We start from the raw sequence: 19,255 nt of genomic DNA on the forward strand, positions 1-19,255 counted from the left end.
GTGTCCCGCACACGAGACCAATTCACTTCAGCAGCTTCATCGGATCCGCCGCTTTCTGCTTCAGCTGCTCGAATGTGCATTGTCGCGGCGCCTTGTCGGGACGCCAGCGCAGAATCGAGGTGCCGTGGCGGAAGCGCTCGCCGCTGAAATGGTCGTAGCAGATTTCGATCACGAGCTTCGGCTTCAGCGGACACCATTTCGCCGAGCGCTCGGTCGACCAGCGGCTCGGCCCGCCCGGCGCATTGCCGGTGAAGCCAGGCTCGCCGATCAGCGCCTCCAGCCGGTCGGTCAGATCAGGCTTTGCCTCCGCCTTGATCGCCGAGGTGAAGCCGACATGGTGCAGCAGGCCCTTAGCGTCGTACAGCCCGAGCAGCAGCGATCCCACCACCTTGCGGCCCGCGATGTTGTTGGTGGCATAGCGGAAGCCGCCGACCACGCAATCGGCGCTGCGGAATTTCTTGATCTTCTGCATGCCGTCACGATTTCCGGCCTGGTAGGACAGGTCGATGCGCTTGGCGATGACGCCGTCCGAGCCACCGCCGGATTGCGCCAGCCATTTCTTGGCCGTGGCGTAACTCGTCGTCGCCGGCGAAAGACGGAAGGGGCTGCCCTTGAGATTGGCTTTCGCAAAGGCCTCCAGCGCCGGCCGGCGCTTGTTCAGCGTCTTCTCCGACAAGCCTTTCTCCCGAGCCGTCGCAAGCAGATCGAACGCGAGGTACAGGGCCGGCGTTTCCTGCGAGAGTTTTTTCACGCGGCTTGCCGCGGGATGAATCCGTTGCAGCAGCGCGTCGAAGGAAAAGCCCTTGCCGTGCGGCACGACGAGCTCACCGTCGAGCGTGAAACGATCCGCTTTCAGCTGCAGCGCAGCGGAAACGACTTCCGGAAAATAGCGCGCGAGGTCCTCGCCGGATTTCGAGCGCAGATCGACATCACCGCCGTTGCGCGAGAGCAGGCAGCGAAAGCCATCCCATTTCGGCTCGTACTGCCACTCCTTGCCGCGCGGGATTTCGTCGACCGACCGCGCCTCCATCGCGACAAGAGAGGTCGATCGTCGGGCGCGCTTTGCGGGAGGAGCAGGCAAGGGCGGGACTCGTCATACGCTGAACACGTCCCATCAACGCAGAACGGCCGGCATTTCGCCGGCCGTTGTCGAAAATATTCTTAATCGCAGGTGGATCAGACCGCCGAGGTGATCCACTGCTGCAGCTTCGCCTTCGGCGCTGCGCCGACCTGGCGGGAGGCCATCTCGCCGCCCTTGAAGATCATCAGCGTGGGAATCGACATCACGCCGTACTTCGAGGCGGTCTTCGGGCTCTCGTCGACGTTGAGCTTGACGATCTTGACCTTGTCGCCCATCGCGCCGGCGATCTCGTCGAGGGCGGGCGCGATCATGCGGCACGGGCCGCACCACTCGGCCCAGAAATCGACGACGACAGGGCCGTTCGCCTTGAGCACTTCGGCTTCGAAATCAGTGTCGGAAACCTTGCCAACGGCCATGGGAATACCTCGTTCGGTTGAAAGAGAATCGGCGCGACCTGGAATCGCGCCGGGGATCATGGCGTCAACCTATGAACGGCCTCTTGCCGGGTCAAGGACGCTCACGCCGAGATGAAGGGATGCCAGCGCCGCGTCCAGCGCGGGGGCAGAAATCTCCATATATTCAAGGGCCTCGGTCCAAAGCAGGACGGCCCGGATCGGGGTCTGGGGATAAAGCCGCGAGAGCACCGCCCGGTACAGCGCCAGCTGCCGGACATAGGCCGCGGGCGCCTCGCTGGCGCTCCTGGGCGCGGCCTGGTTGGTCTTGAAATCGACGATCAAGACCTCATCCGGGCCAACGACCAGCCGGTCGATCTGCCCTGACACCAGGGCCGGCGGGCGGCCCGGCCGCTCCAGCCTGCCGGCGATGGCGACCTCCGCCCGGCTGCCAAGGGCAAAGACCGGCGCAAAGCGCGGCTCGGTGATCAAGGCGAGCACCTTGTCGGTCAGCGCGGCGCGGTCGGCCTCGGTCCAGTCCGAGGCATTGCGCGCCATGAAGCCGAGTGCCGCCTCGCGCCGGCGCTCGGTGGCGATATCAGGCAGCGATTGCAGGAGACGGTGCACCAGCGTGCCGCGTTGCAGCGCCAGCGCGCGGGACTGCACCGATTCGCCGGAGCGTACGCTGCGGCCGTCCTCGGCCGGCTGACCGGACGGGCGGACCAGGTCATCGTCGACGGTCTCGCGGGGTGCCGGCGTCCGCAGCCAGTCGGGCAGCGCGATCGTCTGCTGCACGGACGCCGCCGGCATGCCCAAGGCCGCGACATCCTCCGGGCGGGCGAAACGGGTGACCTTGCCGAGCGGCGTCTCGATCACCTGCTTGTCCAGGCCCGCGCCCGCGAGCCCGGTGTCGACCAGGTCATACCAGCTCAGCTTGCGGACCGTTTTCATGTTGCCGGGCATGCAGCCGCCGACGATCAGGCGGTCGGCCGCGCGCGTCATCGCGACGTAGAGCAGGCGGCGATATTCGTCCTCGGTCTCCTCGATCATCGCCTTGCGCGCCTCGGCGACCGGCTTGGGATCATCAGCCTTGCGTCCGGCCCAGACCACCACCTCGCCGCCATTGCCGCGGGGCACCTGAATCAGGCGCAGACGCTGGGAGTCCGCGGGCGACGACGTGGTGTCCACCATGAACACGACGGAGGCTTCGAGGCCCTTGGCGCCGTGCACCGTCATCACCCGCACCTCGTCGCGCGAGATCTCCATGTCGCGCTTCACCTCGGTGTCAGCCGAGCGCAGCCAAGCCATGAAGCCTTGCAGTGAGGCCGGCGCCTTGCGCTCGTAGTTCAGCGCCAGCTCCAGGAATTCGTCGAGCGCGTCGTTGGCCTCGTGACCGAGCCGGCGCAGGATGCGAGCGCGGCCGCCGTCACCCCCGAGCAGCCAGGCGTAGAACGCGAACGGCGTCTCATCGCGCGCGCGCATCTCGCAGGCTTCGAGGCGGCGCAACACGGTCGCGAACTTCTCATTTTCGGCCGCGTGATCGCCGAGCGCGCGGCGCAGCGATCCCTTGCGGCCATGGGCCAGCTGGAACAAATCGTCGTCGTCGAGCCCGAACAGCGGGCTCTTCAGGGCCACCGCCAGCGCGAGATCATCCTGCGGCAGCAGCAGCGCATCGGCCAAGTTCATCAGGTCGATGATGCCAATATGTTCGGTGAGCTTGAGCCGGTCGGCGCCGGCGACCGGGACGCCGGCATGCTTCAGCGCCTGGATCACGGCGTCGAACGCGTTGCCGCGCCGGCGCACCAGGATCAGCATGTCGCCGTAACGCAAGGGCCGGCGCTCGCCTTCGTGTCCCGTCAGCGTGCCGCTTTCGACCAGCCGCTTGATCTCGGCCTGGATGCGGCGCGCGAGCTTGACCTCGGGGCTGGTGACTGCGACGCCGTCGAACGGGGCGCGCCAGCCCTCGATGTCCTGGCGGTCGTCGGCTTCGGCGAGGTCCCACAGCTCGATCACGCTGGGACCGGCATCGGCGAGCGCGTGATGCAGGGGATGGCCGATCTCGACCGAATGGATGCTCTTGTAGATCGTGGGCTCGCGGAAGACATGGTCGACCGAGTGCAGGATGGTGGCGCCCGAGCGGAACGAATAGGTGAAGGCGACGGGATCGAATTTAAGACCGGCGGCGGTGAACTTGCGGTGCAGCTCGCGCCTGCGCGCGTCGAATTCGTGCGGTGCCGCGCCCTGGAACGAGAAAATCGACTGCTTCTCGTCGCCGACCGCGAAGATGGTGCGGTTCAGCCCCTCGCGCGCGCCTTCGCCGGCGGTGAACTCCGAGATGATGTGCGCGACGATGTCCCATTGCCGCGGGCTGGTGTCCTGGGCTTCGTCGATCAGGACGTGGTCGACGCCGCGGTCGAGCTTGTAGTGCACCCAGCCCGAAGCGACGCGGTCGAGCATCGCCAGCGTCTTGTCGATGAGATCGTCGTAGTCGAGCAGCCCACGCTCCTGCTTCTCGCGGCGGTAATTCGCGGCAGCGGCGGTTGCGATATACAACAGGGCCGCGGTGCGGTCGCGCATGGTCACCGCGCGGCGCTTCTCGACCAATCCGCCGACGCGCTGCGCCTCGTTCTCGAACAGGCGGGCGACGGACGGATTGTGATCGCAAAACTTCTTGGTCAGCACCGCCTTGCGCGGCAGCTTGTCATCCGTGAGGAAGACGCAGAGATAGGCATCGACCTGCGCGCTGCCGGAAAACACCTTGGCCTCGCGCAGCCGGCCGGCTTGGTCGTTGTCGGACTTGCTGCCGTCCTCCAGCGCAAGCGCGATGTCGTCCCAGCGCGAGCGCGGCAAATAGGGCCCATCGAGAATCTCTGTCTCGACATCCTCGATGCGGTCGCTCGCACCAACGCCCAACACAGCCGCCATCTGCGCAGCGGCCGCTTCCGCGTTGCCGGCCTCGTCGGTCCAGGCCATGAAATGATCGCGGCTGAGACAGGCCTCGCGCACGACTTCCTTGAAGGTGACGTCCGCGGCGCTCGCCATCGCGGTCAACAGGGCGCGTCCGGTGACGCTGTCAGGATCGCGCGCGGCCTCCAGCAGGACCTTCAGATTGGCGCGCTCCATCATGTCAGTCTGGTCGCGCTCGTCGATCACGGCGAAGCGCGCGGGAACGTTGGCCTCGAACGGAAATTGCTGCAGCAGGCGCGTGCACAGCGCGTGGATGGTCTGCACCTTCAAGCCGCCCGGCGTCTCCAGCGCGCAGGCGAACAGTTTTCGCGCGTCGCGGCGCAGCTTTGCATTGGGATGCGGGATGCCGACGGCGCGGATCGCCGCGTCGAGCGCGATGTCATCCAGGGTCACCCAATGCCCGAGCGTGGTGAACACGCGCTCGGCCATGTTGGCGGCGGCGGCCTTGGTGAAGGTGATGCAGAGGATCTTTTCCGGCGGCACGCCTGAGAGCAGCAGACGGATCACGCGCTGCACCAGCACATGCGTCTTGCCCGAGCCGGCATTGGCCGACACGAAAGCCGAGGCGGCCGGATCCGAGGCGCGCGCCTGCCGCGCGCGCACTTCATCCGGGATGGGGCGGGGCGCCTTCACCATTCCTCGATCCCCAATCCGCCGGCCGCTGACCATTCCTTGATCCGGGCGAGATCGTCATAGGTGCCGTAGCGGTTCGCCCACATCGGCAGGTTCAGCGATGTGTAGGGCTGGTTCTCGTCCTCGAAAGCACGGACCAGCGCCTCCAGCTTTGCGCGCGCTTCCGCGGCGGCCGTATCCGGCGGCTGCGGTTCGTCGCCCTGCTTGTATTTGAGCTCGAGGATGCGCTCCTCGCCCGGCGGGTTGTTGCCACTGAGGCGGACATAGACGAGCTGGCCCACCGACGAGCCCGCGTCAATCTCGGGAAAACCGCCTTCGCGCAGGATCGCCGCCTCCAGCGTCAGCTGCGGCGACAGGCCCATGCGGACCTGCTTGCCGGTCGGCGGCTGTCCGGTCTTGTAGTCGAGGATGGCGTAGCCGCCGCCCTGGCGCCGCTCGATGCGATCGGCGCGCGCGGACAGATAGAAGGTGCGCGCATTGTCGAGCCGGATCGAGATCTCGCCGCGAGTCTCGGCCAGGATCGCGTCGATCGCATCCCGCCGCGCCGTCTCCCATTCGCCGAACCAACGTGCGATGCGCTGGAACCGCGGCCACCACAACGCCCGCGCCTCGGGCCGTTCCATCAACGGTGCGAAATGCTTCTCGCCGATCGCCCGCAGCACGCGGGCGGGATCATCAGGCAGGCGCGTCGCGTAGTGTTCCGTGAACTCGCCGATGGCCTCATGGATCGCCGAGCCGCGGTCGGCCGCCGAGAGCGGCATGTCGACCGGATCGAGCGCATCCAGCCGCAGAATGTGCTTTGCGTAGATCGTGTAGGGATCGCGCAGCCAGTCCTCGATCGCGGTCACCGACATCTTGAGCGGCCGCGTCGCGCGCGGCGGGCGGGGCTCGGGCTGCTTGATCGGCTTGACCTCGGCAGGCTGGTCCAGTGCGCCCGCGAACTGCACGTATTTTTCGCCGGCCTGGATCGCCGTGGTCCAGAGATCATCTCCCGCGACCGCCTCCAGCCGGTGCAGGAAACGCGAAGCCACCGCCGGCGCGCCGCCGGCCTTGGCGGAATGGGTGAGGATCACCTCGTCGCCGCCGAGCAGTTGCGCGAAGTCGTGCGCGGAGAGGCCGATGCGGCGCTCCGGCAGGTCGAGCCCAAGCTCATGCCGCATCGGTCGGCTCAGCCAGGGATCGATGCGCGGCGCCGGCGGCCAGACGCCTTCGATCAGGCCGCCGATGATGATGCGGTCGGCCTGCATCAGGCGTGATTCCAGCGGGCCGTAGATCTGCAGCCGTGCGCCCGGTCTGTCCGGCCGCCGCACCGCGCGGTCGCTGAACGCGGTCTGGAATACGTCCGGATAGTCCGCTAGCTGCACCATCAATCCGCTGGTCGTGCCGCCGCGCAGGAGATCGTCGAACGCGCTGGCGAGCGCGAGGCCCTCGCGGTCCTCGAAGGCGAGCGGGATGCCCTGCTCGTCGCGCGCCAGCTCGATCATGATCTCGCGATGCCGGTGCGCGAGCTCGACGAAGTCGTATGGCTTCGATGACGCCATGCTCTCGATCGGCGCCAACGCTTTTTGCAGGGCATCGATCAGGCCCTGGATGCGATCGAGATCCTCGGCCTTGAGCCGTGCGCGCGGCTCGGCGCGGTGCAGCGCGGAGGCCTCGCTCCGCCACAACTTTGCGAGCTCCTCGCGGAAGCGATTGAATTCGCGCAGAAGGCCGGCCGTGCCGGCGGGCGGCCGCGTGCCGCGCAAGACCGCCAGCTCGAGGCCTTCGATCGCCGCCTTCCACGTGCCGGGCGCGCGGCCGAGCCGGCAGAGCGGATGCTTCAGCAGCGCCAGCAGCGTCGGCGGCTCCAATCCCTTCGTCGCCGCCTCTGCCGCAAGGCGTGCGAAGATTCCGGCGGAGGTTTCCATCAGGACGTCGCCGCCGGAATCGTCGAAACTCAGGCCCCATCGGCTGAGCGCGGCCATCACCCGTCGCGCCAGCGCGCGGTCGGGCGTCACCAGCGCCGCCGTCTTGTCGAGATGCCGCGCTTCGCGCATCGCAATCGCGATGGCGAGAGCTTCCATTTCGGAATTGGGAGCTTCGACGACCGCGAGCCTCGTCATGCCGCCGGCGATCTTTGCGGTGACATCCGGCTGTTTCAGCCGATCGTGCCAGACTTCCGTCTTGGCGGATGGCCGCATCGATTCGGAGGCGAGCAGGTCGCGGCCGCCTTCGGCCGGCGGCTGAAGGATCTCGACGTCGCTGCGCTTGATGCCGAAGCGCTGCAGCAGCGCATTCATGGCATATTGCGGATGGTTCGAAGCGGGGTGCTCCGCAAATTTGCCAAGCGCATCGCGCACGCCGCCGATCGTTCGCCAGGAATCCTCGTCGAGATCGGTGTCGAGGCCGGGCAGCACCACGGCGCCATGCGGCAGCGAGGCAACCGCGTGCAGGAATTTCGCGGTGGCCGGCATCGAGCCGGTCGAGCCCGCCGCGATGACAGGCCCGTTCGGATGCGCTGTCAGCCGTTTGGCTTCCGCCGCGATCAGGAGATCGCGCCGCGCCGCCGGCTCGATCCGGTTGATTTCAGCGAGATGACCGGGCCAGGCGATGCGTGCGATGCGCAGGAACTCGAGCGAGTGCTGCCAGTAGCGGTCGAGGTTATCAGGCACGAGGCCGTCGAGCGCGTTCCAGTCGACGCCGCGCGTGACCATGTCGTCGATCAGGCGCGCGAGGTCGCCGGCGAGCGCCAGCGTCGAGGCGGGCCCGCCAACCACCAGCGGCGCCAGCACCGGGCCCTTGGCCCAGGCGGCGACGAGCTGCGCCAATGTCAGTCGCCGTTCGAGCTCGCCGAGCCGCGGCGGAATGTCGAGCGGCGTCGCGCCGGAGAACTGCTCGCCTTCACCGGCAAACGCGAGCTCGTCCTCGTCGATGTCGCCGAGCGCGACGATGCGCGGCAGCACCACCGCGTCGGCCTTCATCTCGTCGAGGAAGATCTCGCGGACCACGCGCATGGCGCGCCGGGTCGGCAGGTACAGCGTGGCATCGGCAAGCCGCGCCGGTTCCTTGCGCGCCTCGAACCCCTCGACCAGGCGACCCTCGAGCAGGGCCGCGACGACCGTGCGCAGGAACGGAACTGAGATGGGAACGCTGAAGACGCGCATGGGCTGCCTGATTCGGAAGATCAGGCAATATAGGGAGGTGGGATCAAATGGTCATGGGTGGAGAGGAGATAGTCCCCGCTGTTCGCGAGACGAGCACAGATCTCGTAGCGTGGGCAAAGCGAAGCGTGCCCACGTTTTTGGCGATCGAGAGAGATGGTGGGCACGGCGCAAGGGCGCCTTTGCCCACCCTACGGCACCATTTGTGGCTCTAGGCCACGCTCTCCAGAAACGCCTCTTCCGCGGCATGCACGGCATCGGGCGTGCCGACATGCATCCAGACGCCGTCGAGGCGGAGGCCGAACAGCCGCTCTTGCTCGTTGGCGCGGTCGAACATCTTGGTCAGCGAGAACTCGCCCTTCGGCGCGCCTTCGAAGATCGATGGCGACAGGATCGCCGCGCCAGCATAGACGAACGGAACGATCTCTTTTTCCTTGCGCTTGCGCAGGGCGCCGTCGGGCAGCATGCCGTAATCGCCGCGGCCGCTATAGCCGATGCTGGTCGCGGTCGGCGCCATCAGCAGCAGGATGTCCATGCGCGCGGGATCGAAGTTTTCGGCGAGCCGCGTTAGGTTCGAGCGCACGCCGTCGATCCAGAGCGTGTCGGAATTGACGTGGAAGAAAGGGGCATCGCCCAACAGCGGCAGCGCCTTGACCACCCCGCCGCCGGTGCCGAGCACCTGGTCGCGCTCGTCCGAGATGGTCACGCGCGGATGCTGGCGCGATGCGACGTGATCGATGATCTGGTCCGGCAGATAATGCACGTTGACCACGGCCTCGGTCACGCCGGCCTGGCCGAGCTTGTCGAGCACGTGGTCGAGCAGCGGCTGGCCGGCCACCGGCACCATCGGCTTCGGCATCTTGTCCGTCAACGGACGCATGCGCAGGCCGAATCCCGCGGCGAGCACCATGGCTTTGGTCGGTTTGACGGACATCCTTCGCTTTCTCAGACCTTTCGCGTTCGCAGCAATCCTAACACGAGGTTCGATCGGCCGCATCGCATCTCGACCGCCTTAGCCACCGGTCGTGACGGTTGTACGACGGGTGTTGCCGTCATGCCCCGACGGCTGTGGAACGGACCTTTTTCTTCTTCTCACCCACTTTGAGGAAATTGACGCCGATCTGGTCGCCATTGAGCCAGGCAAGCTCGCAGCGCCGGTAGGCCAGGCCGGTCGACGATAGCAGCAGAAAGAACTCTTTCAGATGCAGACCCTCGACCGAGCCGTCGATGGTCAGCTTGGCGCCGGTGTCGGAGACGTCCTCCATGGTGCAATCGCGCCGCCAAGTCCCGTCGATCCCCATCATCTGGGCCGGAATCCCGCGCTCGAAAATCACCCGGCTATTTCCGCGCTGATCCGCTTTCGCCGCCATCTGCCTTGCTCCAGCCCGTAGTTTCCGGCTCCCTCGGCGCCAGAATAGCGACATCTTGGCTAACGGCCGGTAAATCGGGCCACGAATTAGACCTGTGGCGGACTTTGGGGCGGCGGGACGTTGGCGAGATACCAGTCGCGCAAGGCGCCCAGCGCGGGATGGGCCAGCGAGCGCTGGAGATAGGTCCAGATCCGCGGCTGGTGGCGCAAATAATGCGGCTTGCCGTCGCGGCGGTTGAGGCGGGCGAAGGTGCCGAGCAGGCGCGTGTTGCGCTGCGCCGACATGATAGCGTAGAGCTCGGCGAAGCCGGCCGCATCAAAACCGGAATCGGCTGCACGGCGCGCCTTGATGTAACGCGACAGCAGCGTCAGCTCGATGTTTTCGGGGACGTCGATGCGGGCGTCCTGGAGCAGCGACACCACGTCGTAGGATTGCGGCCCGAGCACGGCATCCTGGAAATCGATCACGCCGACGCGCTCGATGCCGGTGCGATTCCCGAGCCAGATCAGATTGGGCGAATGATAATCGCGGATGATCCAGGTCCGCGGTGCCGCCAGTGGCTTCTTCAAGAGCTCGCGCCACATCGCGAAGAACTCCGCGCGCGCCGCCTCGCTCAGCGCTGCGTTCCGGTCGGGCAGATACCATTCCGGCATCAACCCGATCTCGATCAGCATCGCCTCGATGTCGAACACGGGAATGGCATAGGTCTGCCCGTCGAGCGGCAGCGTCTCCGGCAGCGTTCTGCCGTGCAGCGCCGCCAGCACGTCGGCCGCGACCTCGTAGCGCTCGACGATCGGGCGCGGCGGATCGCCTTCGATCACGCCTTCGCTGCCGAAATCCTCCGAGATCAGGAAGCCATGATCGAGGTCGAAATGGTGGATCGCGGGCGCCGAGAGCCCCTGCGCACGCAGGCCTTCGTCGACGGCGACGAAGGGCGTGACGTTCTCGGCGAGATGCACGGCGGCGCTGTAGGATTTTCCGTTGTAGAGCGCAGCGCCATCGGGGCGCTGCGGGGAGTTCATGAGGATGACGCTCTCGTCGTCGCGCAGCAGCCGCGCGTAGGAGCGGGTCGAGGCATCGCCGGCCATGCGCCTGCGCGTCGCATCCATGTAGCCGGACGTGTCGAGGAATTCGCGCAACGCCTTCAGCCGCGCGACGACGGCCGCACCTTTGCCGGAGCCGGTGATGTCGGCGGCGCGTGCGTTCGATCCCAGCGCCGGCCGGTGCGTCAGCGCGATGTCGATGCGGTCCTGCGGCATCGCCGACGGCGCGCGCTCCGGCCATTCGATCAGGACCAGCGTGGCATCGGGCAGTGGCGACAGCCCGATCTCCTCGAGCTCGCTCTCGTCCTCGACCCGGTAGAGATCGGCATGCAGCACCGGGAAGGGCGGCAGCTCGTAGCCCTGCACCAGCGTGAAGGTCGGGCTCGGCACCTCCAGCTCCTCGTCGCCGGCGAGGTAGCGGATCAGGCTGCGCGCCGCCGCAGTCTTGCCGGCGCCGAGATCGCCGGTGAGCGTGATGACGTCGCCGGGGCCGACCAGCAGCGCAAGGTCGGCCATCAATTGCGCGGTGGCCGTCTCGTTGTGGAGCGCGACGGAGAGCTTGGTGGGTTCTGTCATTCGGCGGCGTCGCGATGCGCCGCCTGGTCGGTCGGGAAATCGCAGATCACGACCGTGCCGCGGCCGACGATCGAATCCACCCGCACCTTGCCGCCATGCAGCTCGACGAAGGAGCGCACCAGCGACAGGCCGAGCCCGGCGCCGCGGTGACGCGAGCCCTGCGAGCGGCTTTCGAACCAGTTGAACACCTTGTCCTTCATGTCGGCAGGTATTCCAGGGCCGGAATCTGTCACGGTGAAGACCACGCTGCGCTCGGTGCGCCGCGCGCTGATGCCGACGGTGGAATCCTGTGGAGAAAACCCGACGGCGTTGGCGAGGAGGTTATAGAGCACCTGCACCACGCGCTTCTCGTCGCCGACGAAGCTGCCGACATCGGGCGCGATCTCGACCTTGAGGCGGATGCGGTCGGTGGCGAGCCGGTCCTGGATGCCCTCGGCAGCGAGCTCGATGGCCTTGCTGACGTCGACTTGCCCGAGTTCCAGCTTCATCGCGCCGGCGTCGATGGTGGCGAGATCGAGGATGTTGTTGGTGAGCGCGAGCAGCGCATTGGTCGATTTGGTGACGTAGTCGAGATATTCGGCCTGCTTCGGCGTCAGCGGCCCGGTCGAGGGATCGCTGAGGAAATGCGCGAAGCCGATGATGGTGGTGAGCGGCGCGCGCAGCTCGTAGGAGACGTGGTGGACGAAATCCACCTTCATCTGGTCGGCGGCCTCCAGCGCCTCGTTGCGCTCGCGTAGCGCGCGCTCGACGTTTTCGGTGTCGGTGATGTCCTGGAACGTCAGCATGGTGGCGCCGTCGGGCAGCGGCCGGATCATGCCGTCGAGCACGCTGCCGTCCTTGCGCTCCAGCTTCAGCGGCACGTCGGCGCGGTTCTCGATCGAGGTGATGGCCTCGCGAATCTGGCGCCAGACCGCGGGGTCGTCGAACAGCTGATGGCACCAGGCTTCCACAGTCTGGACGTGCGGCTCGTCGCGCATGGCATCGCTGGACAGCTTCCACATCCGGACGAAGGCCGGGTTGAACAGCTGCGCCTTGCCGTTGCTGCCGAACACGGCGACGCCCTCGGCGAGGCTGTCCAGCGTCTCGCGCTGGACGCGGATCAGGCCGTCGAAGCGGCGGGCGAGGTCGAGGCTCTCGGTGACGTCGTCGAACAGATAGGTGACGCCGCCTTCCGGGTTCGGCGTGGTGACGACCGAGAGCGCGCGGCCGTCGGGCAGATACCAGGTCTCCTTCGCGGTCTCGACCGCGCGATAGGCTTCGTGCAGCTTGGCCTTCCAGGCCCGGAAGTCCGGCTGCTCCGGCAGCTTGCGCGCGGCGCGGAGCTGGTCGAGCACGCTGGAATCGTCAGGGTTGGCGTCGAGGAAGCTGCGGTCGAGGTCCCACAGCCGGCGATAGGAATCGTTGTAGAAGGCAAGGCGGCGCTGGCCGTCGAACACGGCAACGCCGGAGGAGAGCTGGTCGAGCGTGCGCCGATGCGCCTCCGCCATCCGCACCAGCGCCGCGCTGAGCCCATCCGCCTCGCTGGCATCGATGGCGACGCCGACGCTGCCGCTGCCGACATTGACGGCGCGCACGTCGAAAATGCGGCGCTCGCCGCCGATCACGATCGGCAGCCGCGCGTTGAAATTGGTCGCCTCCTTCAGACCCCGCTCCATCGCGCTGCGGTCGGCGCTGTCGAGCAGCTCGAGCTTGCGCTCCTGCGCGTCGGCGACGCTGTTCGCCTCGGTCGCACGGACATAGGCCGGATTGGCGTAGGTCAGCGCGCCGTTCTCGCCCTTGGCCCAGATCGGCCAGGGTGCGGCGGCGGCAAAGCCGCGCAGCATCTCGGTCTCGTCGGAGAGCGCGTTGTAGCGCAGATTGGTCTCGGCCAGCTCACGCCGCAGTCCCGAGAGTTCGCGAATCCGGACGATGGCCTGGCCGCCGATGGCGCGGCCGATCGCTTCCAGCGTATGGCCGTGCGCGGTGCTCAGCGTCAGCTGGAACCCGTCGCCGCGGTCCCGCAGGGCATCGACGGCGTGGTCCATCTGCAGCGCCGGTTCCGGCGGCAGCCAGGTTCCGAATGCGAGCACCCGTTGCGGCGAGGAATCGCGCGGCAGCACCAAGGAGATGTCGCCGGAGATCTGGGCGCGATTGTCGCCGGCCGGCCAGGAGATCAGAATCTGCGGCTCGGCGAACAGCAGCGCGCCGAAGCGGTCGGCCTGGAGCTGAAGTTCCCCGATCCGGGCGCGCAGCCGCGCCTCGTTCTTCGCCGTGCGCACCCGCGTACGCATCAGCAGGATCGCGGCCATCACCGAGAAGCCGAGCAGCGCCAGCGCGGTGGCGAGCACCGCGAGTTCCTGCCTGTTGAAATCCAGCATGATGGAGAGGGTCTCGATGAGGTCGGCGGCCTCGGCCGGCGCAGCCGGCAGCAGCGCTGCGAGAGCGCCGCCCAACAGGCCGTTGCGCGCAAGCGATGTGCACGACAGCAGCGTCCGACGCATCGACCCGATCACGCCTGACATAGTTGCCCCAAGACCGCGGAGTTCAAGACCGCACGAATTTGCGCGCGGCGACCCCCGTCGCGCGCGAATCAAAAGACAATACCCTCACCGTGACTCCGCCGGTAAGAGTCCAGATCGTGAACGTAAAAGCGGTCCTTAAAAAATGCCGGCTGTGCTGTTCCAGCGCACGTCAGTCTTCGGGATGATTCGGCTGAGATCGCCGCGCCTTAGCGGCCAGTCGAGCCGAAGCCGCCGGCGCCGCGATCGGTGGCTGACAAGGTGGCGACGGGAACCAGCGCGGCCTGCACCACGGGCGCGATCACCAGCTGGGCGATGCGCTCGCCGCGCTTGATCACGAATGGCTCTGTGCCGTGATTGATCAGGATCACCTTGATCTCGCCGCGATAATCCGCGTCGATCGTGCCCGGCGAGTTCAGCACGGTGACGCCGTGCTTGGCGGCCAATCCCGAGCGCGGCCGCACCTGCGCCTCGTGCCCGGGCGGCAAGGCGATCGCAAGCCCGGTCGGCACCAGCGCGTATTGGCCCGGTGCGAGCGTCAGCGGCGCGCCGTCCGCCACCGCCGCCATCAAATCGAGCCCGGCGGCTTCCGCGGTCTGATAGGCCGGCAGCGGCAGGCCTTCGGCATGGGCCAGCTGCTGCAGTTCGACGATGATCTCAGTGCTCAAGATGCCGGCTCCCGGGATTTGTCGGTCACGCTTTTCGCGATATGCGCGACCAACTCGATGGCGACCTGTTCCTTGGTCATCACCGGCCAGGAATCAACCGCAATCTCGCCGTCCTTCGCACCGTTCTTGCGGCTGAGCAGGTGGACCGTGTTGCGATCGCCGCCCATTACGCCGGTCGTGGGGGAGACGTCGTTGGCGACGATCCAGTCGCAGCCCTTGCGCGCGAATTTGGCTTTGGCGTTGTCGATGAGGTGCTCGGTCTCGGCGGCAAATCCGATCACCAGCGGCGGGCGCTTGTCGGTCAGCTTGGAGATCGTGGCGAGGATGTCGGGGTTCTCGACCAGCTGCAGCGGCGGCATGCCGGCGGAAGTCTTCTTCAGCTTCTGCTCGCCCTCGTTGGCGACACGCCAATCGGCGACCGCGGCGGCGAAGATCGCGATGTCGGCGGGCAACGCGGCCTGCACCTGCTCCAGCATCTGCCGCGCCGATTCGACATGCTTGACGGTGACGCCTGCGGGATCGTCGAGATCGACCGGGCCGCTCACCAGGATCACCTCGGCGCCGGCCGCCTGCGCGGCCGCGGCAATGGCAAAGCCCTGTTTTCCCGAGGAGCGGTTGGCGATGTAGCGCACCGGATCGATCGGCTCGTGCGTGGGGCCTGCGGTGATCAGCACGCGCTTGCCGGCGAGCGGCTTTGGCACTGGCGGCCGCAGCAGCCGTTCGGCGGCATTGGCGATCTCGATCGCCTCGGACATCCGGCCGATGCCGGCCTCGCCCGCCTCCGCCATCTCGCCGGAATTGGGCCCACACAGCACCACACCATCGCGCTGAAGCTGCGTGACATTGCGGCGCGTGGCCGCATTGCTCCACATCAGCGGATTCATCGCCGGTGCCAGCAGCACCTTGCGGTTGGTCGCCAGCAGGATGGCGCTGGCGAGATCGTCGGCATGGCCATTGGCCATCTTCGCCATCAGGTCGGCGGTGGCCGGTGCCACCACGATCAGGTCGCAGTCGCGCGCGAGGCGAATGTGCCCGGCGTCGAACTCGCTCTGGGGGTCGAACAGGTCGGTATAGACACGCTCATGCGACAGCGCGCTCACCGCCAGCGGCGTAACGAACTGCTGTGCGGCCTTGGTCAGCACGCAGCGCACCTCGATGCGGCGCTCCTTCAGTCGGCGGATCAGGTCCAGTGATTTATAGGCGGCGATGCCGCCGCCGATGATCAGGGTGACGCTGGCCTCGGGAACGGCGCCGGTGCGCTGCGGCGTCGGGGCGGTGGATGCGGCCGGCGGCGCCGAAAACGGCGTCAGCGGCTCCTCGCGGCCCTCGATCAGCTCCCGCAGAATGACCCGGACCTCTTCCTCGACCGATCTGCGGTTCTTGGCCGAGCGCAGCCGCAAATAGGTTTTGACGGTGTCGTCGAGCTTACGGATGGTCAGGCTTGCCACGGCGCCCTCCAGCACGAAATGATAGCGATGCTATCATTCGAGTGATTGCAATGCAATCACAGATTCCGGACGGCGATCAGGATTCCAATGAAGGTCGCGGCGATGATCCAGAGCGCTACGGTGCGCCAGCGGTTCTTGCGGCCCTCGCTACGGCCCATCGCGGCAATGCTCTCCGGCGACAGCCTGATGCCGTCCCGCGTCATGGCTTCGAGCTGCTCGAGCACCTTCACCGACCGCTCGGCGATCTCCGGCAGGCGCATCAGCACGCGCGCCAGGTCTCCGGTCCCGGCAAGCGCACCCTGCACCCGGCCGACGGGTCCGAGATTGCGCTCGATCCATTCGCGCACGACGGGATCGGCGACCTTCCAGATGTCGAGCCTGGGATCGAAGCCGCGCGCCACGCCTTCGACCACGACCATGGTCTTCTGGAGCAGGATCAGCTCGGGCCGTGTCCTCATGTCGAACAGGCCGGTGACCTCGAGCAGCAGCGTCAGCAGCCGCGCCATCGAAATCTCTTCCGCCGTGCGGTTGTGGATCGGCTCGCCGATGGCACGGATGGCCTGCGCGAAATTCTCGACCGAGTGATGCGCGGGCACGTAGCCCGCCTCGAAGTGCACCTCGGCGACGCGGCGATAATCGCGGGTGATGAAGCCGAGCAGGATCTCGGCGAGGAAGCGCCGCTCCTTCATGCCGAGCCGGCCCATGATGCCGAAATCGACCGCGACGAGACGGCCGGCGTCATCGAGGAACAGATTGCCCGGATGCATGTCGGCGTGGAAGAAACCGTCGCGCAGCGCGTGGCGCAGGAAGCTCTGGATCACCTTGCGGCCGAGATCGGGCAGGTCGACCCGCGCCTCTTCCAGACGCTTGTGATCGTTCAGCGCGATGCCGTCGATCCACTCCATCGTCAGCACGTTGTGCGTGGTGCGGTCCCAGTCGACGGTCGGCACGCGGAAGTCGGGATCGTCGCGCGTGTTCTCCGCCATCTCCGACAGCGCGGCCGCCTCCAGCCGCAGGTCCATCTCCATGGCGACCGAGCGCGACATGGTGTTGATGACCTCGATGAGGCGCAGCCGCCGCGCTTCCGCCGAGTAGGTCTCGGCCTTGTGTGCGACGAAGAAGAAGTCGGAGAGATCGCGGCGGAAGCGCGCGGCGACGTTCGGCCGAAGCACCTTGACCGCGACCGACTTGCGGATTCCGTCATGCAGGACTTCGCCGCGATGCACCTGCGCGATCGAGGCCGCCGCAACCGGCGGGCCGAATGTCGTGAAGATGTCCTTCAGGGGCCGCTCCAGCGACGTCGCGATGGCGGCCTCGGCTTCGTCCTGTGGAAACGGCGGCAGGCGATCCTGGAGGCTTTCGAGGTCGCGGGCCATGATGACGCCGACGACGTCGGGGCGCGTGGCCAGGAATTGCCCGAGCTTGAGATAGGCCGGGCCCATCCGCGTCAGCGCGCGCGAGATTCGCGGGCCGTGCTTGGCGCCGCGCCGTTCGACGAGGCGGGCCAGCTTCAGCGCGAGTTGTCCCGGCGGCGGCACCAGGCTCGGATCGACCGATCCGAACACGCCCTCGCGGGCAAACACGAACGCGGCGCGGATCAGGCGCGAAATGTGGGTGAAGGCAGAGATCACAAACGCCAGCCCGAATGCAGTGCGACGATGCCGCCGGAGAGTGTCTGCCAGCTGACGCGGGCAAAGCCGGCGTCGCGGATCATGTCGGCGAAGGCGGCAGGCTTGGGAAACTTGCGGATCGATTCGACGAGATATTGGTAGGATTCGGCATCGCCCGTGACCATGCGCCCGAGCGGCGGGATGACCTTGAACGAGAACAGGTCATAAAGACGATCGAGACCGGGCATCTCGACGGTGGAGAATTCCAGGCAGAGGAAGCGGCTGCCGGGCTTGAGCACGCGATAGGCCTCGCGCAGCGCCAGGTCGATCCGCGGCACGTTGCGAATGCCGAAAGCGATCGTATAGGCGTCGAAGCTGCGGTCGGCGAAGCCAAGCGCCTCGGCATTGCCCTCGACGAAGTCCACCCGGGTGTCGAGATGTCGCTTGACGGCGCGCTCGCGGCCCACCGCCAGCATGTCCGCGTTGATGTCGCAGACCGTGGCATGGAAGCCGGGGCCGGCCGCCTTGGCGGCGCGGAACGCGATGTCCCCGGTGCCGCCGGCAACGTCCAGCAATGCGAACGGCCGGTCGCTCCTCGGCGGGTCGAGCGCGGTGATCATGATGTCCTTCCAGACCCGGTGCAGGCCGCCGGACATCAGGTCGTTCATCAGATCATAGCGCGACGCCACGCTGTGAAACACGTCGTTCACCAGCGTCTGCTTGTCCCCGAGCGGGACGTCCTTGAAGCCAAAATGCGTGGTTTCGCCCGGCCGATCCATTACTCTACTCCACTGGGCGGACCATAGCGCGCCCGCCGCAATGGCGCTATCACACCGCCCTCATAAGGTGAATGCCTGACCATGCCTGAATTGCCCGAAGTCGAGACCGTCCGCCGCGGCCTTCAGCCCGTCATGGAGGGCGCGAAGATCCTCAAGGCGGAGGCTCGCCGGCCGGACCTGCGCTTTCCGTTCCAGCCGGATTTCGTGGCCCGGCTGCAGGGGCAGGTCGTCACGGGGCTCGGCCGTCGGGCAAAATATCTCATGGCGGACCTTGCCTCGGGCGATGTGCTCCTGATGCATCTGGGCATGTCGGGCTCGTTCCGTGTCATCAAGCCGGACAACGCCGCCGTGCCTGGCGAATTTCACTATCCGCGGGGCAAGGACTCCGCGCACGACCATGTGCTGTTCCGTATGTCCTCCGGCGCCGACATCGTGTTCAACGATCCGCGCCGCTTCGGCTACATGAAAGTGATCGCGCGCAACGCGCTCGAAGACGAGCCGTTGCTGCGTGGGCTCGGTCCCGAGCCGCTCGGCAACGAATTCGACGCCGCGATGCTGGCGCGTGCCTGCGCCGGCAAGACCGCCAGCCTGAAGGCGGCGTTGCTCGACCAGCGCGTGGTCGCCGGGCTCGGCAACATCTATGTCTGCGAGGCACTGCATCGCTCGCATCTGTCGCCGCGCCGGATCGCCGCGACGCTGGCGACCAAGGGCCGCAAGGGCATCGGCGGAGGCGAGCCCACCGATCATGCGAAGCGGCTGGTCGGCGCGATCCACACCGTGCTGAACGACGCCATCAAGGCCGGCGGATCCTCACTGCGCGATCATCGCCAGACCTCCGGCGAGCTCGGCTATTTCCAGCATTCGTTCAGGGTTTACGACCGCGAGGGCGAGACATGCACGACGCCGGGCTGCGGCGGCACCATCAAGCGCTTCACCCAGAACGGCCGGTCGACCTTCTGGTGTCCGAAATGTCAGAAGTGATGATCGGGTACGAAGACGTCTTCCCAAAAACGCGAAGCGAAGCAATCCGGCCGGGCTGGTGACCGGATT

At 66.9% G+C, this 19,255-nt stretch carries 13 protein-coding genes; 1 reads left to right on the top strand and 12 read right to left on the bottom strand.

Going from position 1 to position 19,255, the window contains the following annotated elements:
• Window positions 1–22: 22 nt before the first annotated feature.
• From WI560_RS00555 to ubiE, 12 genes are all read right to left on the bottom strand, one after another.
• On the bottom strand, window positions 23–1,030 hold the full coding sequence (locus tag WI560_RS00555) for an ATP-dependent DNA ligase (protein ID WP_375308968.1): 1,008 nt from the start codon (window positions 1,028–1,030) through the stop codon (window positions 23–25).
• Window positions 1,031–1,176: 146 nt separating this feature from the next.
• Window positions 1,177–1,497 (bottom strand): thioredoxin, encoded by a 321-nt coding sequence (trxA, locus tag WI560_RS00560; protein WP_007598398.1) that lies wholly within the window; start codon window positions 1,495–1,497, stop codon window positions 1,177–1,179.
• A 69-nt stretch (window positions 1,498–1,566) separates the two neighbouring features.
• Window positions 1,567–5,076, bottom strand: coding sequence for a double-strand break repair helicase AddA (gene addA / locus WI560_RS00565; RefSeq protein ID WP_375306472.1), 3,510 nt, complete (start codon window positions 5,074–5,076; stop codon window positions 1,567–1,569).
• Complete coding sequence (gene addB / locus WI560_RS00570) at window positions 5,070–8,216, bottom strand: double-strand break repair protein AddB (RefSeq protein WP_375306473.1); 3,147 nt, start codon at window positions 8,214–8,216, stop codon at window positions 5,070–5,072. The genes addA and addB overlap by 7 nt, the downstream gene beginning before the upstream one ends.
• A gap of 208 nt (window positions 8,217–8,424) precedes the next feature.
• On the bottom strand, window positions 8,425–9,147 hold the full coding sequence (locus tag WI560_RS00575) for a nucleotidyltransferase family protein (protein ID WP_375306474.1): 723 nt from the start codon (window positions 9,145–9,147) through the stop codon (window positions 8,425–8,427).
• A gap of 118 nt (window positions 9,148–9,265) precedes the next feature.
• Window positions 9,266–9,583, bottom strand: a complete 318-nt coding sequence (locus WI560_RS00580; protein ID WP_375306475.1) for a PilZ domain-containing protein — start codon at window positions 9,581–9,583, stop codon at window positions 9,266–9,268.
• An 86-nt stretch (window positions 9,584–9,669) separates the two neighbouring features.
• Window positions 9,670–11,202 (bottom strand): tRNA (adenosine(37)-N6)-threonylcarbamoyltransferase complex ATPase subunit type 1 TsaE, encoded by a 1,533-nt coding sequence (tsaE, locus tag WI560_RS00585; protein ID WP_375306476.1) that lies wholly within the window; start codon window positions 11,200–11,202, stop codon window positions 9,670–9,672.
• Window positions 11,199–13,703, bottom strand: a complete 2,505-nt coding sequence (locus WI560_RS00590; RefSeq protein ID WP_375306477.1) for a PAS-domain containing protein — start codon at window positions 13,701–13,703, stop codon at window positions 11,199–11,201. The genes tsaE and WI560_RS00590 overlap by 4 nt, the downstream gene beginning before the upstream one ends.
• A gap of 206 nt (window positions 13,704–13,909) precedes the next feature.
• A complete protein-coding gene (gene dut, locus WI560_RS00595) occupies window positions 13,910–14,368 on the bottom strand; it encodes a dUTP diphosphatase (protein WP_375306478.1) in 459 nt (152 codons plus the stop codon).
• Window positions 14,365–15,816 (bottom strand): bifunctional phosphopantothenoylcysteine decarboxylase/phosphopantothenate--cysteine ligase CoaBC, encoded by a 1,452-nt coding sequence (gene coaBC / locus WI560_RS00600; protein WP_375306479.1) that lies wholly within the window; start codon window positions 15,814–15,816, stop codon window positions 14,365–14,367. The genes dut and coaBC overlap by 4 nt, the downstream gene beginning before the upstream one ends.
• Before the next feature lie 56 nt (window positions 15,817–15,872).
• Window positions 15,873–17,447: a 2-polyprenylphenol 6-hydroxylase gene (gene ubiB, locus WI560_RS00605; RefSeq protein WP_375306480.1), complete on the bottom strand. Its 1,575-nt coding sequence runs from the start codon at window positions 17,445–17,447 to the stop codon at window positions 15,873–15,875.
• Window positions 17,444–18,205: a bifunctional demethylmenaquinone methyltransferase/2-methoxy-6-polyprenyl-1,4-benzoquinol methylase UbiE gene (gene ubiE / locus WI560_RS00610; RefSeq protein ID WP_375306481.1), complete on the bottom strand. Its 762-nt coding sequence runs from the start codon at window positions 18,203–18,205 to the stop codon at window positions 17,444–17,446. Before ubiE ends, ubiB begins: the two co-directional genes overlap by 4 nt.
• A gap of 81 nt (window positions 18,206–18,286) precedes the next feature.
• Between ubiE and mutM the strand changes: the two genes are divergently transcribed.
• Window positions 18,287–19,186 (top strand): bifunctional DNA-formamidopyrimidine glycosylase/DNA-(apurinic or apyrimidinic site) lyase, encoded by a 900-nt coding sequence (gene mutM, locus WI560_RS00615; protein ID WP_375306482.1) that lies wholly within the window; start codon window positions 18,287–18,289, stop codon window positions 19,184–19,186.
• The last annotated feature ends 69 nt before the right edge of the window (window positions 19,187–19,255 follow it).

Source organism: Bradyrhizobium sp. A11, assembly GCF_042077125.1.
Taxonomy (GTDB): domain Bacteria; phylum Pseudomonadota; class Alphaproteobacteria; order Rhizobiales; family Xanthobacteraceae; genus Bradyrhizobium; species Bradyrhizobium japonicum_B.

Excerpts from the sequence above, each read along its gene's own strand:
- addB (WP_375306473.1), bottom strand. The coding sequence starts at position 8,216 with ATGCGCGTCTTCAGCGTTCCCATCTCAGTTCCGTTCCTGCGCACGGTC.
- mutM (WP_375306482.1), top strand. The coding sequence starts at position 18,287 with ATGCCTGAATTGCCCGAAGTCGAGACCGTCCGCCGCGGCCTTCAGCCC.
- WI560_RS00590 (WP_375306477.1), bottom strand. The coding sequence starts at position 13,703 with ATGTCAGGCGTGATCGGGTCGATGCGTCGGACGCTGCTGTCGTGCACA.
- trxA (WP_007598398.1), bottom strand. The coding sequence starts at position 1,497 with ATGGCCGTTGGCAAGGTTTCCGACACTGATTTCGAAGCCGAAGTGCTC.
- WI560_RS00575 (WP_375306474.1), bottom strand. The coding sequence starts at position 9,147 with ATGTCCGTCAAACCGACCAAAGCCATGGTGCTCGCCGCGGGATTCGGC.
- WI560_RS00555 (WP_375308968.1), bottom strand. The coding sequence starts at position 1,030 with ATGGAGGCGCGGTCGGTCGACGAAATCCCGCGCGGCAAGGAGTGGCAG.
- WI560_RS00580 (WP_375306475.1), bottom strand. The coding sequence starts at position 9,583 with ATGGCGGCGAAAGCGGATCAGCGCGGAAATAGCCGGGTGATTTTCGAG.
- tsaE (WP_375306476.1), bottom strand. The coding sequence starts at position 11,202 with ATGACAGAACCCACCAAGCTCTCCGTCGCGCTCCACAACGAGACGGCC.
- ubiE (WP_375306481.1), bottom strand. The coding sequence starts at position 18,205 with ATGGATCGGCCGGGCGAAACCACGCATTTTGGCTTCAAGGACGTCCCG.
- addA (WP_375306472.1), bottom strand. The coding sequence starts at position 5,076 with ATGGTGAAGGCGCCCCGCCCCATCCCGGATGAAGTGCGCGCGCGGCAG.